The following is a 13,937-nucleotide window of genomic DNA, read 5'->3' on the forward strand; positions in this document are numbered from 1 at the left end:
TCCGACAATCCACGCAGGTGACCCATGATCCCCAGAACCTTGTTCAGCTCGGAGCACGAGCTCTTTCGCGAGAGCGTGCGCACCTTCCTTGAAAAACACGCCGCGCCGTTCCATGGGCAATGGGAGAAACAGGGCTATATCGACCGTGCGTTGTGGAGCAAGGCGGGGGAGGCGGGGATGCTCTGCTCCCATTTGCCGGAAGCGTATGGCGGCCTGGGCGCCGACTTTCTCTACAGCGCGGTGGTGATCGAAGAGGTCAGCCGCCTCGGTTTGACGGGCATCGGTTTCTCGCTGCATTCAGACATCGTCGCGCCGTACCTCCTGCATTACGGCAGTGAGGCGCTGAAACAGAAATACCTGCCCAAATTGATTTGCGGTGAAATGGTGACGGCCATCGCCATGACCGAGCCAGGGGCGGGTTCCGACTTGCAGGGCGTGAAGACCACTGCGGTGCTGGACGGCGATGAGTACGTGATCAATGGCTCAAAGACCTTCATCACCAATGGCTTTCTCGCCGAGCTGGTGATCGTCGTGGCCAAGACCGATCCCAAGGCCGGCGCCAAGGGCACCAGCCTGTTTGTGGTGGAAGCCGACACGCCGGGGTTCGACAAGGGCAAGCGCCTGGAGAAGGTAGGCATGAAGGCCCAGGACACCTCGGAGCTGTTTTTCCAGGACGTGCGCGTGCCCAAGGGCAACCTGCTGGGGCAGGCGGGCATGGGCTTCGCCTATTTGATGCAGGAGTTGCCGCAGGAGCGTTTGACCGTGGCGATTGGTGCGCTCTCATCGGCGGAGGCGGCGCTGCAATGGACCTTGGAATACACGCGCGAGCGCAAGGCGTTCGGCAAGGCGATTGCCGATTTCCAGAACACTCGGTTCAAGTTGGCGGAGATGGCGACGGAGATTCAGATCGGTCGCGTGTTTGTCGACCAGTGCATGGCGTTGCACCTGGAAGGCAAGCTCGACGTGCCTACCGCAGCGATGGCCAAGTACTGGGCCACGGACCTGCAATGCAAGGTGCTCGACGAGTGTGTGCAGTTGCACGGCGGCTACGGCTTCATGTGGGAATACCCGATCGCACGGGCCTGGGCGGATGCGCGGGTGCAGCGGATTTATGCGGGGACTAACGAAATCATGAAGGAGATTATTGCGCGAGCGCTTTGATACTGGGGGGTAAGGGCTGTTGTGGCGAGCGGGCTTGCCCCGCGTTGGGCTGCGCAGCAGCCCCAAACCTCACACCTCAATCTTACTGAAAGAATCAGGCGGTCTTGCTTGGGGCCGCTGCGCAGCCCAACGGGGGCAAGCCCCCTCGCCACAAGGGATCAATCAAGGCGCAGGGTTCGGATGATCCTTCTGAATCGCTTCGATCCCTTCCAATACCTCTTTGGACAGCGTCAGGTCAGCGCTGGCAATGTTGCTATCCAGTTGCTCCAAAGACGTCGCGCCAATGATGTTGCTGGTCACAAACGGCTGTTGCGTCACGAACGCCAAGGCCATTTGCGCTGGGTCCAGGTCGTGTTCACGCGCCAGCGCCACATAACGGCTGCACGCGGCTTCGGACTGCGGGTTGAAGTAGCGACTGAAACGGCTGTATTCGGTCAGGCGTGCCTTGGCCGGGCGTGCGCCGTTCTCGTACTTTCCGCTGAGCATGCCGAACGCCAGGGGCGAATACGCCAGCAGCCCGCACTGTTCACGAATCGCCACTTCCGCCAGGCCCACTTCAAAGCTGCGGTTGAGCAGGTTGTAAGGGTTCTGGATCGACACCGCGCGGGTCCAGCCGCGGGCCTCGGCCAGGGCGAGGAACTTCATGGTGCCCCATGGGGTTTCGTTGGACAGGCCGATGTGGCGGATCTTGCCGGCTTTTACCTGCTCGTCCAGTGCTTCGAGGGTTTCTTCCAGCGGGGTGAGGTCGTCTTCGTCCTTGTGCTTGTAGCTCAGTTGGCCGAAGAAGTTGGTGCTGCGTTCCGGCCAGTGCAGCTGGTAGAGGTCGATCCAGTCGGTTTGCAGGCGCTTGAGGCTGGCGTCCAGTGCTTCGACAATGTGCTTGCGGTTGTGGCGCAGGTGGCCATCGCGGATGTAGTCGATGGTGTTGCCGGGGCCGGCGATCTTGCTGGCGAGGATCCAGTCGGCACGGTCGCCGCGGCTTTTGAAGTAATTACCGATGTAACGCTCGGTGGTGGCATAGGTGTCGGCCTTGGGCGGCACCGGGTACATTTCCGCCGTGTCGAGGAAGTTGATCCCCGCGGCCTTGGCCCGTTCGATCTGCGCGAAGGCCTCTGCCTCGCTGTTCTGCTCACCCCAGGTCATGGTGCCCAAGGCTATCGCGCTTACGTTCAGATCGGTTCGGCCCAGCTGTCGATAATCCATCGGGTACTCCTTCGGGGAAAACAATCATAAAAGCAGGTTGAATTTTTTTTCGCAATCTGCATAATTGCCCACCTCTTTCTGCAGTGGAAGTGATGCGCCGCCTGCCGAAGAATCTTGCCGTTGAACGGACGCGCCGACCCGAGCCCCCGATAGCGTCTGTATCCGGCTGCCTTTGACTTGTCAAAGTACGCACTATTCAGTAAGATCCGCCGTCTAATTTACAGGGCGGCCCCTGAGGCTATTAAAGAATGACAACTTTTACTGCAAAACCGGAAACAGTTCAGCGCGACTGGTTTGTCGTCGACGCCGCTGGTCAGACCCTGGGTCGTCTGGCCACTGAAGTCGCCAGCCGTCTGCGTGGCAAGCACAAGCCTGAGTACACCCCTCACGTTGACACCGGTGACTACATCGTGATCATCAACGCTGAGCAGGTACGTGTTACCGGCAACAAAGCGCAAGACAAAATGTACTACCGTCACTCCGGTTTCCCAGGCGGTATCAAGTCTTCGAACTTTGAAGGCCTGATTTCCAAGAAGCCTGAAGCACCGATCGAAATCGCGGTCAAAGGCATGCTGCCGAAGGGCCCACTGGGTCGCGATATGTTTCGCAAGCTGAAAGTCTATGCGGGCGCTGTACACCCTCATGCTGCTCAGCAGCCCCAAGAACTGAAGTTTTAACGGAATAGTTCATTATGTCGGCGACTCAAAATTACGGCACTGGCCGTCGCAAAACCGCAACCGCACGCGTTTTCCTGCGTCCGGGCACTGGTAACATCTCGATCAACAACCGCACTCTGGACAACTTCTTCGGTCGCGAAACTGCCCGCATGGTAGTTCGTCAGCCGCTGGAACTGACCGAGACTGTTGAAAAGTTCGACATCTACGTCACCGTTATCGGTGGCGGTGTAAGTGGTCAAGCTGGCGCAATCCGCCACGGTATCACTCGCGCTCTGATGCAGTACGACGAAACCCTGCGTGGCGCACTGCGCAAAGCTGGCTTCGTAACTCGCGATGCTCGTGAAGTTGAACGTAAGAAAGTCGGTCTGCGTAAAGCGCGTAAGCGTCCGCAGTACTCGAAGCGTTAATTCGCTTTACGTTCCACAAAAACGCCCAACTCCTCACGGAGCTGGGCGTTTTTTATTGCCTGCGATTTATGCACAAATTTCGCCGTGACAACTTGCCACATCCGTAGACCCCCTATACTACAAGGCCTGGAGAGGGAGCCCCGGGCAATTCCCTTGTCATACGTGGGGCTTTTCATTACCATTCGGCAAAATTTTTATAAGTAAAGATTCAACACTTAGTAGACGCCTGATTTAACAGGCCAAAAAGCTGATGGGAGAGGACTGAATGAGCAATGACGGCGTGAATGCAGGCCGGCGTCGCTTCTTGGTAGCAGCCACATCCGTGGTGGGTGCTGCAGGAGCGGTGGGGGCTGCGGTCCCGTTCGTGGGGTCATGGTTTCCCAGTGCCAAGGCGAAAGCCGCAGGTGCACCGGTGAAGGTGAATGTCAGCAAGATCGACCCAGGCCAGCAGATGATTGCTGAGTGGCGCGGTCAGCCGGTCTTCATCGTTCGTCGTACTGAGGAAATCCTGGGGAATCTGAAAAAAATCGAAGGTCAGCTGTCTGATCCCGACTCGAAGAATTCCGACCAACCCGCCTACGTCGATAAGGAAATCCGTTCGATCAAGCCAGAGATTCTACTGCTGATCGGTATCTGCACCCACCTCGGCTGCTCGCCTACCTTCCGCCCTGAAGTTGCTCCTGCCGACCTGGGCAAAGACTGGGTGGGTGGTTACTTCTGCCCTTGCCATGGCTCTCACTACGACCTGGCCGGCCGCGTCTACAAGTCACAACCCGCACCACTGAACCTGCCAGTTCCGCCACATCACTACGAGACTGACAGTGTCATTGTCATTGGCGTCGACGAGGGGGAGAAAGCCTGATGAGCAAGTTCATGGATTGGGTGGATGCGCGCTTCCCCGCTACCAAAATGTGGGAAGACCATCTCAGCAAATATTACGCACCAAAAAACTTCAACTTCTTCTACTTCTTCGGCTCCCTGGCACTGTTGGTGCTGGTCAACCAACTCGTCACCGGCGTCTGGCTGACGATGAGCTACACACCCTCGGCTGAAGAGGCCTTTGCGTCCGTTGAAGGGATCATGCGCGACGTCGAGTACGGCTCGATCCTGCGCTTGCTTCACTCCACCGGCGCCTCGGCGTTCTTCATCGTGGTCTACATGCACATGTTCCGTGGCTTGCTCTACGGGTCATACCAAAAACCCCGCGAGCTGGTGTGGGTGTTTGGCATGCTGATCTATCTGGCGCTGATGGCCGAGGCCTTCATGGGTTACCTGCTGCCATGGGGTCAGATGTCGTACTGGGGCGCTCAGGTGATTATCTCGCTGTTCGGCGCGATCCCGGTCATCGGCAACGACCTGACCCAGTGGATTCGTGGTGACTACCTGATCTCCGGCATCACCTTGAACCGCTTCTTCGCCTTGCACGTTGTGGCCCTGCCGATCGTGATTCTGGGCCTGGTGGTGCTGCATATCCTGGCGCTGCACGAAGTGGGGTCGAACAACCCCGATGGCGTCGACATCAAGAAGCATAAAGACGAAAACGGCATCCCGCTGGACGGCATTCCGTTCCACCCGTACTACACCGTCAAAGACATTGTCGGCGTGGTGGTGTTCTTGTTCATCTTCTGCTCGATCGTGTTCTTTTTCCCGGAGATGGGCGGGTATTTCCTCGAGAAGCCTAACTTCGAACAGGCCAACGCCTTCAAGACGCCTGAGCACATTGCACCGGTCTGGTACTTCACGCCGTTCTACGCGATCTTGCGGGCGATTCCAGACAAGCTCATGGGCGTTGTTGCCATGGGTGCGTCGATTGCGCTGTTGTTCGTCCTGCCGTGGCTTGACCGCAGCCCGGTCAAGTCGATGCGCTACAAAGGATGGTTGAGCCGAATCTGGCTGGTGGTGTTCTGCATCGCCTTCATGCTGCTGGGCTGGACCGGCGTCCAGGCACCGACGCCTTCGCTGACGTTGCTGTCGCAGGTCTGCACCTTCCTGTACTTCGCCTACTTCATTCTGATGCCGTTCTACACCCGGCTCGAGAAGACCAAACCGGTTCCGGAAAGGGTGACTGGCTGATGAAAAAGTTATTCGTTGCTTTGATGCTTGCGGCACTGCCGCTACTGTCCTTCGCGGCCGAGCATGGCCCGGAACTGGAAAAAGTCGATATCGACGTCTCTGACAAAGCTGCAATGCAAGATGGTGCGCGTACCTTCGCCAACTACTGCATGGGCTGCCACAGTGCCAAGTTCCAGCGCTATGAGCGGGTTGCCGATGACCTCGGTATCCCGCATGAGCTGATGCTGGAGAAACTGGTGTTCACCGGCGCCAAGATTGGCGACCACATGAACATCGGCATGCAGCCTGCCGACGCCAAGGCCTGGTTCGGTGCCGCACCGCCTGACCTGACCCTGGTGGCGCGCGTGCGGGGTACCGATTGGCTGTACGGCTACCTTAAATCCTTCTACGAAGACCCGACGCGCCCTTGGGGTGTGAACAACAAAGTCTTCCCGAACGTCGGTATGCCTAACGTTCTGGTCGGCCTGCAGGGTCGCCAAGTGGTAGGATGCAAGCAGGTTCAGGTCGTTGAAGACGGCAAGAAGCAATATGATCCGTTGACCGGCACGCCTCTGACGCATGAAGCGTGTGATCAACTGACCATAGTGCCCAAGACCGGTACGCTGAACGAAGAGCAGTTTGACGAGAAGGTCAAGAATCTGGTGACCTTCCTGGCCTACTCGGCCAACCCGGTCAAACTGCAACATCAGCGCATCGGTACCTATGTATTGCTGTACCTGGCCTTCTTCTTCGTATTCGCCTATCTGCTTAAACGCGAATACTGGAAGGATGTGCATTGATCCAACCGTAAGCAATTGCTGTTAATCTTGCGCGCCCAGCGGCATCTCTGAACACGTAGCGGTCTGGTTGAACCAGGCACTACAGAGATGCTTTCTGGGCGCGCTCGTTTTTGAGCTTTCGATAATTTCAACAAGCGAGGAGGACCGCCATGGGCGTGACCAACCGGTTGGCCTGTTACTCCGACCCCGCCGACCACTATTCCCACCGAGTACGCATCGTGCTCGCAGAGAAGGGTGTCAGCGCCGAGATCATCAGTGTGGAGGTGGGACGTCATCCGCCGAAACTGATCGAAGTGAACCCTTACGGCAGCTTGCCCACCCTGGTCGATCGTGACCTGGCGTTGTGGGAGTCAACCGTGGTGATGGAATACCTGGATGAGCGTTACCCGCATCCCCCTTTGCTGCCGGTGTACCCGGTGGCGCGTGCCAACAGCCGCCTGCTGATCCATCGGATCCAGCGTGACTGGTGCGGGCTGGTGGATGTGATTCTGGATTCACGCAGTAAAGAAGCCGTTCGGGTGCAGGCGCGCAAGGAATTGCGTGAGAGCCTGACCGGCGTTTCGCCGCTGTTCGCCGACAAACCTTTTTTCCTCAGCGAGGAACAAAGCTTGGTGGATTGCTGCCTATTACCCATACTCTGGCGCTTGCCGATCCTGGGCATTGAACTGCCACGGCCGGCCAAGCCGTTGCTTGATTACATGGAGCGCCAGTTTGCGCGTGAGGCTTTCCAGGCGAGTCTGTCTGGTGTCGAACGCGATATGCGCTAAGGCTTAAGGAGCCGCTGATGAACTCCAGTCGACCCTATTTGGTCCGCGCGCTCTATGAGTGGATTGTGGACAACGATTGCACCCCGCACATGCTGGTCAACTCCGAATTTCCCAAGGTTGACGTGCCTCAAGGCTTTGCCAGTGACGGCCAGATTGTGCTGAACGTATCACCCAGTGCCGTGCGCCACCTGCACATGGACAACGAGGCTGTCAGCTTCGAAGGGCGTTTCGGCGGCGTGCCCCATACGCTGTTCGTGCCGATTGGCGCGATTCTCGGGATCTATGCCCGTGAGAATGGCCAAGGCATGGTGTTCGATCTGGAGTCGCCTTTCGAGGACGACGAATCGATCGAAGGCGAAGGCGGTGATGATGTACCACCACCAGACTCCGAGCCACCGCGTCCAAGCGGCCGGCCGAGCCTGAAAGTGGTGAAGTAAGCGGCTTTCACCCTCGGGTGAGCCTGAAAAATGCCTCGACACGCGTCGGGGCATTTTTTTGCGCGAAGGATGTGGATGAAAGTCGCGACACAACGGTGATCGTACAACCGCCATGGGCTATGATGCGGGCTCAAGTTCGCCGAGAAAGATGGATCATCATGGAAAACGCCAACACCGCCCCTCGTCTTCCCCGCAAGCGCCGCAGCCTTGCCCAGGAATTGGTCACGGTGTTGTCTGAGCAGATCCGCGACGGTCAACTCAAACGTGGCGATAAGTTGCCCACCGAGTCGGCAATCATGGAAGCCCATGGCGTCAGTCGTACGGTCGTGCGTGAAGCCATCTCACGTTTACAGGCGGCGGGGCAGGTGGAAACCCGTCACGGTATCGGCACCTTTGTGTTGGACACGCCAAGCCCGAGCGGTTTCCGGATTGACCCGGCCACGGTGGTCACGCTGCGCGATGTGTTGGCGATTCTGGAGCTGCGGATCAGCCTGGAAGTGGAATCCGCCGGCCTTGCCGCGTTACGTCGCAGCGACGAGCAACTGGCCGCCATGCGTGCGGCGCTCGATGCCCTGAATGAAAGCGCTGCCCACGCCGGCGATGCGGTGGCGTCAGATTTCGCGTTCCACCTGGAAATTGCGCTGTCCACCGGCAACCGCTACTTCACCGACATCATGACCCACCTGGGCACCAGCATCATTCCGCGTACACGCCTGAATTCAGCACGCCTGGCCCATGACGATCAGCAGCACTACATGGGCCGCCTGAGCCGCGAGCACGAAGAGATTTATGAGGCAATTGCCCGTCAGGATTCGGACGCGGCACGCGCCGCCATGCGCTTGCATTTGACCAACAGCCGAGAGCGACTGCGCCATGCCCACGAAGAGGCAGAAGCGCAGCGCGGCTAACCGGGCAACCGAGTGGTGTCGGGAGTCAATCGAGCCAAGTGTGGGAGCGGGCTTGCTCGCGAATGCGGTGTGTCAGTCTGCACATGCATCAACTGAAAAAACGCCTTCGCGAGCAAGCTCGTTCCCACATCTTGATCTCCTTGGCCTGGAGTTTTGCGTCTACTTAATCAGCCGGCTGATTGGGCTTGTAGTCCTTGAGCAACAGGTAGGTGCTCCAACCCCACCAATCATTGGTCCAGTGTTTGTCGTTCAGGTCATTCACGTCCTTGCGGCGCAGCACCTTGTCGCCTTCCATCTTGAACAGCGGCGAAAAGTTATTCGCCGGGTTCTGTGCGGCGTTCAAATCCGGCACATACAGCGGCGCCTTGAAGTTGGCCGGGGAGGGCGCCACACCGCTGATGAAGGTCTCGAAGACCTCATCGGCGGAGGCCTGTACCGCACGTTTGACCATCGCCCGATTGTCCGCGTCGATGGCATCGAAATAGCGTTTATCCCCATAGGCGTGCCATTGATCGCCCTTGGCGTTGCGCACCTTGAGCCCGAACTTGCTGTCCTCATCGTGCATGAAGCGGCTGATCAGCGAGCCCAGTTCGCCAGGCGTCACCACCGCCGCCAATTGCTTGCGCGGCACGCGCAGGTGGCCAGCGGAAAACAGGTCGGTCAAAAAGTGATCAGCAAAGCCGTTCATGGCGTAGGCCAATTCCAGTGCCTGATCGGTGCCGGTTTGATGGGCCACGACCGCCTGTTGCAGTGCCGCCGTATGGCCAGCCAAATACGCTGACAGCGCCCATTCGCCAAAGTGGTCAGCGTTATCTGCGGCCAATTTCAGGTAGCGCCCCAGCGGAATCAATGCCGAAACGGCACTGCCGCCGCCAGTGATGCGGTTCCATTCCTCGGACAACGTATCACCCAGCGCGTCATAGGCTTCATGCGGTTGTTTGCCGTCCTTGATCGCCTGGTTCACTGCGTTGATCTCCTTTTGCATCACCGCAAGAATTTTCCCGGCCTCTTCCCGCGAGGCTGGCAACACCGCCAGCGAATTGAACGCTGCAGTAAAGCGCTGCGCGCGATCGGCCGCGGACGCGCCGTCGCTGATCGGCTGGCCAGGAATGCCATAGAAGTCGCCGCCCAGTGCGATCACCTGGCCATAGGTGAGTGCCAGCCCGTTGGGCAGGTGCAACTCGACCTGGTGTGCGGGAATCGCCGGGGCGTCCTTGACGAAACGCAACAGCGTGTCATCGCCGATGGCAGTGTGCTCACCGCCTTCGAAGCGCAGGGTAGGTGGGTTTTTCTCGGGTGCTGCGAGTTCAAGACCTGACATGTTAGCTCCTTGCTATGTCGTAGGAATCTTCCGTAATAACTGTATGTATATACAGTTAATCGGAGCATAGAGGATTAATTTCCCACGTCAAGAAACCGCGTTTAAACGCAGGGCCGCATGAAGCCCGATGAATTGCAGTTGACGAATCCTTTTATAGTTGTACGATGACGTACGACATCAACAAACCAACAATAACCTTTCGACAGAAAGTCTTCGCCCAGGGTGTTCGAATAATGAATCCACAAGAACTGAAGTCCATCCTCTCCCACGGTCTGCTGTCTTTTCCCGTGACCGATTTCAATGCGCAGGGTGACTTCCACCAGGCCGGCTACATCAAGCGTCTGGAATGGCTCGCCCCGTACGGCGCTACCGCCTTGTTCGCCGCCGGCGGCACCGGTGAGTTTTTCTCCCTGGCTGCCAGCGAATATTCCCAAGTGGTGAAGACCGCTGTTGATACCTGCGCCACCAGCGTGCCGATTCTTGCTGGTGTGGGTGGTTCGACCCGCCAGGCCATCGAGTACGCCCAAGAGGCTGAACGCCTCGGTGCCAAAGGCTTGCTGTTGCTGCCGCACTACCTGACCGAAGCCAGCCAGGACGGCGTCGCCGCCCACGTGGAAGCGGTGTGCAAGTCGGTCAAGATCGGCGTGGTGGTCTACAACCGCAACGTTTGCCGCCTGACTGCGCCTCTGCTGGAACGCCTGGCTGAACGCTGCCCGAACCTGATCGGCTACAAAGACGGTCTGGGTGACATTGAGTTGATGGTGTCGATCCGCCGTCGCCTGGGTGACCGTTTCAGCTATCTCGGCGGCCTGCCGACTGCAGAGGTTTACGCCGCTGCCTACAAGGCCCTGGGCGTGCCGGTGTACTCCTCGGCGGTGTTCAACTTCATCCCGAAAACCGCGATGGACTTCTACCACGCGATTGCCAAGGACGATCACGCCACCGTCGGCAAGATCATCGACAACTTCTTCCTGCCTTACCTCGACATCCGCAACCGTAAGGCGGGTTACGCCGTGAGCATCGTCAAGGCCGGTGCAAAAATCGCCGGCTACGACGCAGGCCCGGTGCGCACGCCGCTGACCGACCTGCTGCCGGAAGAATACGAAGCCCTGGCCGCGCTGATCGACAAGCAAGGTCCGCAGTAACTCATCAACAAGGCCGCTGAGAGATCAGCGGCCTTTTGCGTCAGGAGAAGATTTGTGTCCCAAGCCAAACGTTTTGAGAACTACATCAACGGCGAGTGGGTGGCCGGTGCCGACTACTGCAACAACATCAACCCGTCGGAGTTGTCCGATGTCATTGGCGAATACGCCAAAGCCGACGTAGCCCAAGTCAACGCCGCCATCGATGCCGCCCGCGCCGCCTTCCCGGCCTGGTCGACCTCCGGCATCCAGGCTCGCCACGATGCGCTGGATAAAGTCGGCAGTGAAATCCTCGCCCGCCGTGAAGAACTCGGCACCTTGCTGGCCCGTGAAGAGGGCAAGACCCTGCCCGAAGCCATCGGCGAAGTGACCCGCGCTGGTAACATTTTCAAGTTCTTCGCCGGTGAATGCCTGCGCCTGTCCGGTGACTACGTGCCATCGGTGCGCCCAGGCGTCAATGTGGAAGTCACCCGCGAAGCCCTGGGTGTGGTCGGCTTGATCACCCCGTGGAACTTCCCGATTGCGATCCCCGCCTGGAAAATCGCCCCGGCCCTGGCCTACGGCAACTGCGTGGTGATCAAACCGGCCGAACTGGTGCCGGGCTGCGCCTGGGCGCTGGCCGAAATCATTTCCCGCGCCGGCTTCCCTGCCGGTGTGTTCAACCTGGTGATGGGCAGCGGCCGTGTGGTTGGCGACGTGTTGGTCAACAGCCCGAAAGTCGACGGTATCAGCTTTACCGGTTCGGTCGGCGTGGGCCGTCAGATCGCCGTCAGCTGCGTGTCGCGCCAGGCCAAAGTGCAGTTGGAAATGGGCGGCAAGAACCCGCAGATCATCCTCGACGACGCCGACCTCAAGCAGGCCGTCGAGCTGTCGGTACAGAGCGCGTTCTACTCCACCGGCCAGCGTTGCACTGCCTCCAGCCGCTTGATCGTCACCGCCGGTATCCATGACCAGTTCGTTGCGGCCATGGCCGAGCGCATGAAGTCGATCAAAGTCGGCCACGCGTTGAAAAGCGGCACCGACATCGGCCCGGTGGTTTCCCAGGCCCAGTTGGACCAGGACATGAAGTACATCGACATCGGCCAAAGCGAAGGTGCGCGGCTGGTCAGCGGTGGCGGCCTGGTGACCTGCGACACCGAAGGCTACTACCTGGCGCCGACGCTGTTTGCCGACAGCGAAGCCGCCATGCGCATCAGCCGTGAAGAGATCTTCGGCCCAGTAGCCAACGTGGTGCGCGTAGCAGATTACGAGGCGGCGCTGGACATGGCCAACGACACCGAATTCGGCCTGTCGGCGGGCATTGCCACCACCTCGCTCAAGTACGCCAACCACTTCAAGCGCCACTCCCAGGCCGGGATGGTGATGGTCAACCTGCCGACTGCCGGTGTGGATTACCACGTGCCGTTCGGTGGCCGTAAGGGCTCCTCGTATGGTTCGCGCGAGCAAGGTCGCTATGCGCAAGAGTTCTACACCGTGGTGAAGACCAGCTACATCGGTTCGTAACACGTAACACCTGTGGGAACCGGCTTGTGTGGGAGCTGGCTCGCCTGCGATAGCGGTACATCAGTCACAGAGATGTGGACCGATACACCGCCATCGCAGGCAAGCCAGCTCTCACAGAAAGCGGTTCCTGCACTTAAAACAGAAATGCTTACCCGCAAAAAAAATAATTAGTGGGAGTACATCTTCATGCAAGCGACCAAGCCGACCCACGTCCGCTATTTGATCCTGCTCATGCTGTTTCTGGTGACCACGATCAACTACGCCGACCGGGCCACTATCGCCATCGCCGGCTCCAGCCTGCAAAAAGACCTCGGTATCAGCGCGGTCACCCTCGGTTATATCTTCTCCGCATTCGGTTGGGCCTACGTGGCCGGGCAAATCCCCGGCGGCTGGCTGCTGGACCGGTTCGGCTCGAAAAAAGTCTATGCCCTGAGCATCTTCACCTGGTCGCTGTTCACCATCCTGCAAGGCTATGTCGGTGAGTTTGGCGTCTCCACCGCGATCGTCGCGCTGTTTATGCTGCGCTTTCTGGTGGGCTTGGCGGAAGCGCCGTCATTCCCCGGTAATGCGCGCATCGTGGCCGGTTGGTTCCCCACCGCCGAACGCGGTACGGCCTCGGCGATTTTCAACTCGGCGCAGTACTTCGCCACGGTGCTGTTCGCGCCGCTGATGGGCTGGATCGTCTACACCTTCGGCTGGCAGCACGTGTTTATCGTGATGGGCGGGATTGGCGTGCTGTTCTCGCTGATCTGGCTGAAAATTATCCACAGCCCGCGCCAGCACCCGATGATCAACGACGCTGAACTCAAGTACATCTCCGAGAACGGTGCGATGGTCGACATGGACCAGGAAAAGACCAAGGGCCAGAAAACCGACGGTCCGAAGTGGGACTACATCCGCCAGCTGCTGACCAATCGCATGATGCTCGGTGTGTACCTGGGCCAGTACTGCATCAATGGCATCACCTATTTCTTCCTGACCTGGTTCCCGGTGTACCTGGTGCAGGAGCGTGGCATGACCATCCTCAAGGCGGGCTTCATTGCCTCGTTGCCGGCCATCTGCGGGTTTATCGGTGGGGTGTTGGGTGGTTTGATTTCCGATTACCTGCTGCGCAAAGGCCATTCCCTGACGTTTGCGCGCAAGGCGCCGATCATTGGCGGGTTGCTGGTGTCGTGCAGCATCGTGGCGTGCAACTACGTGGATATCGAATGGATGGTGGTGGGCTTCATGGCGTTGGCCTTCTTCGGTAAGGGCGTTGGCGCACTGGGTTGGGCGGTAGTGTCTGACACCTCACCGAAACAAATCGCCGGCCTCAGTGGCGGTCTGTTCAATATGTTTGGCAACCTGGCCTCCATCAGCACACCAATTGTGATCGGCTACATCATTGCCACCACTGGCTCGTTCAAGTGGGCCCTGGTGTTCGTCGGCGCCAACGCCTTGCTGGCAGTGTTCAGCTACTTGGTGATCGTCGGCCCGATCAAGCGTGTGGTACTCAAAGAACCGCCCAGCAGCAAAGGGCCTGAGCTGACCCAACTTACCCAAGCGCATTCCTGAGGGGC

Annotated in this window: 14 protein-coding genes; 12 read left to right on the forward strand and 2 right to left on the reverse strand. The window is 58.8% G+C overall.

Annotation, left to right across the window (positions count from 1 at the left end):
- Positions 1 to 24: 24 nt before the first annotated feature.
- Entirely contained in the window at positions 25 to 1,161 is a 1,137-nt protein-coding gene (locus tag C4J83_RS04400) for an acyl-CoA dehydrogenase family protein (RefSeq protein WP_124416429.1), read from the forward strand.
- Positions 1,162 to 1,323: 162 nt separating this feature from the next.
- On the opposite strand, the gene C4J83_RS04405 is transcribed toward C4J83_RS04400, so the two are convergent.
- Positions 1,324 to 2,364 carry an NADP(H)-dependent aldo-keto reductase gene (locus tag C4J83_RS04405; protein ID WP_124416430.1) on the reverse strand — a complete coding sequence of 347 codons (1,041 nt, stop codon included), beginning with the start codon at positions 2,362 to 2,364 and terminating at the stop codon, positions 1,324 to 1,326.
- Positions 2,365 to 2,612: 248 nt separating this feature from the next.
- Between C4J83_RS04405 and rplM the strand changes: the two genes are divergently transcribed.
- The 8 genes from rplM to C4J83_RS04445 all read left to right on the forward strand — a co-directional run bounded on the left by rplM (position 2,613) and on the right by C4J83_RS04445 (position 8,412).
- Positions 2,613 to 3,041 (forward strand): 50S ribosomal protein L13, encoded by a 429-nt coding sequence (gene rplM / locus C4J83_RS04410; protein ID WP_003171742.1) that lies wholly within the window; start codon positions 2,613 to 2,615, stop codon positions 3,039 to 3,041.
- 14 nt (positions 3,042 to 3,055) lie between these two features.
- Entirely contained in the window at positions 3,056 to 3,448 is a 393-nt protein-coding gene (gene rpsI, locus C4J83_RS04415) for a 30S ribosomal protein S9 (RefSeq protein WP_003171743.1), read from the forward strand.
- 265 nt (positions 3,449 to 3,713) lie between these two features.
- On the forward strand, positions 3,714 to 4,310 hold the full coding sequence (petA, locus tag C4J83_RS04420) for a ubiquinol-cytochrome c reductase iron-sulfur subunit (protein WP_003216040.1): 597 nt from the start codon (positions 3,714 to 3,716) through the stop codon (positions 4,308 to 4,310).
- A complete protein-coding gene (locus C4J83_RS04425; RefSeq protein ID WP_106578649.1) occupies positions 4,310 to 5,521 on the forward strand; it encodes a cytochrome b in 1,212 nt (403 codons plus the stop codon). The genes petA and C4J83_RS04425 overlap by 1 nt, the downstream gene beginning before the upstream one ends.
- Positions 5,521 to 6,300: a cytochrome c1 gene (locus C4J83_RS04430; protein WP_106578650.1), complete on the forward strand. Its 780-nt coding sequence runs from the start codon at positions 5,521 to 5,523 to the stop codon at positions 6,298 to 6,300. Before C4J83_RS04425 ends, C4J83_RS04430 begins: the two co-directional genes overlap by 1 nt.
- A gap of 149 nt (positions 6,301 to 6,449) precedes the next feature.
- Positions 6,450 to 7,067 (forward strand): glutathione S-transferase N-terminal domain-containing protein, encoded by a 618-nt coding sequence (locus tag C4J83_RS04435; protein ID WP_106578651.1) that lies wholly within the window; start codon positions 6,450 to 6,452, stop codon positions 7,065 to 7,067.
- A 17-nt stretch (positions 7,068 to 7,084) separates the two neighbouring features.
- Complete coding sequence (locus C4J83_RS04440; protein WP_106578652.1) at positions 7,085 to 7,504, forward strand: ClpXP protease specificity-enhancing factor; 420 nt, start codon at positions 7,085 to 7,087, stop codon at positions 7,502 to 7,504.
- 158 nt (positions 7,505 to 7,662) lie between these two features.
- A complete protein-coding gene (locus C4J83_RS04445; RefSeq protein WP_106578653.1) occupies positions 7,663 to 8,412 on the forward strand; it encodes a FadR/GntR family transcriptional regulator in 750 nt (249 codons plus the stop codon).
- 163 nt (positions 8,413 to 8,575) lie between these two features.
- On the opposite strand, the gene C4J83_RS04450 is transcribed toward C4J83_RS04445, so the two are convergent.
- Positions 8,576 to 9,733 carry a phospholipase gene (locus C4J83_RS04450; RefSeq protein ID WP_124416431.1) on the reverse strand — a complete coding sequence of 386 codons (1,158 nt, stop codon included), beginning with the start codon at positions 9,731 to 9,733 and terminating at the stop codon, positions 8,576 to 8,578.
- Between the two features lie 233 nt (positions 9,734 to 9,966).
- Between C4J83_RS04450 and kdgD the strand changes: the two genes are divergently transcribed.
- The 3 genes from kdgD (at position 9,967) to C4J83_RS04465 (ending at position 13,932) form a co-directional block, all read left to right on the forward strand.
- Positions 9,967 to 10,878, forward strand: coding sequence for a 5-dehydro-4-deoxyglucarate dehydratase (gene kdgD, locus C4J83_RS04455; RefSeq protein WP_064450699.1), 912 nt, complete (start codon positions 9,967 to 9,969; stop codon positions 10,876 to 10,878).
- Between the two features lie 54 nt (positions 10,879 to 10,932).
- Positions 10,933 to 12,378 carry an aldehyde dehydrogenase family protein gene (locus C4J83_RS04460; protein WP_124416432.1) on the forward strand — a complete coding sequence of 482 codons (1,446 nt, stop codon included), beginning with the start codon at positions 10,933 to 10,935 and terminating at the stop codon, positions 12,376 to 12,378.
- A gap of 186 nt (positions 12,379 to 12,564) precedes the next feature.
- Positions 12,565 to 13,932 carry an MFS transporter gene (locus C4J83_RS04465; RefSeq protein WP_124416433.1) on the forward strand — a complete coding sequence of 456 codons (1,368 nt, stop codon included), beginning with the start codon at positions 12,565 to 12,567 and terminating at the stop codon, positions 13,930 to 13,932.
- Positions 13,933 to 13,937 lie beyond the last annotated feature (5 nt).

The sequence above is a fragment of the Pseudomonas sp. LBUM920 genome, from assembly GCF_003852315.1.
Lineage (GTDB): Bacteria > Pseudomonadota > Gammaproteobacteria > Pseudomonadales > Pseudomonadaceae > Aquipseudomonas.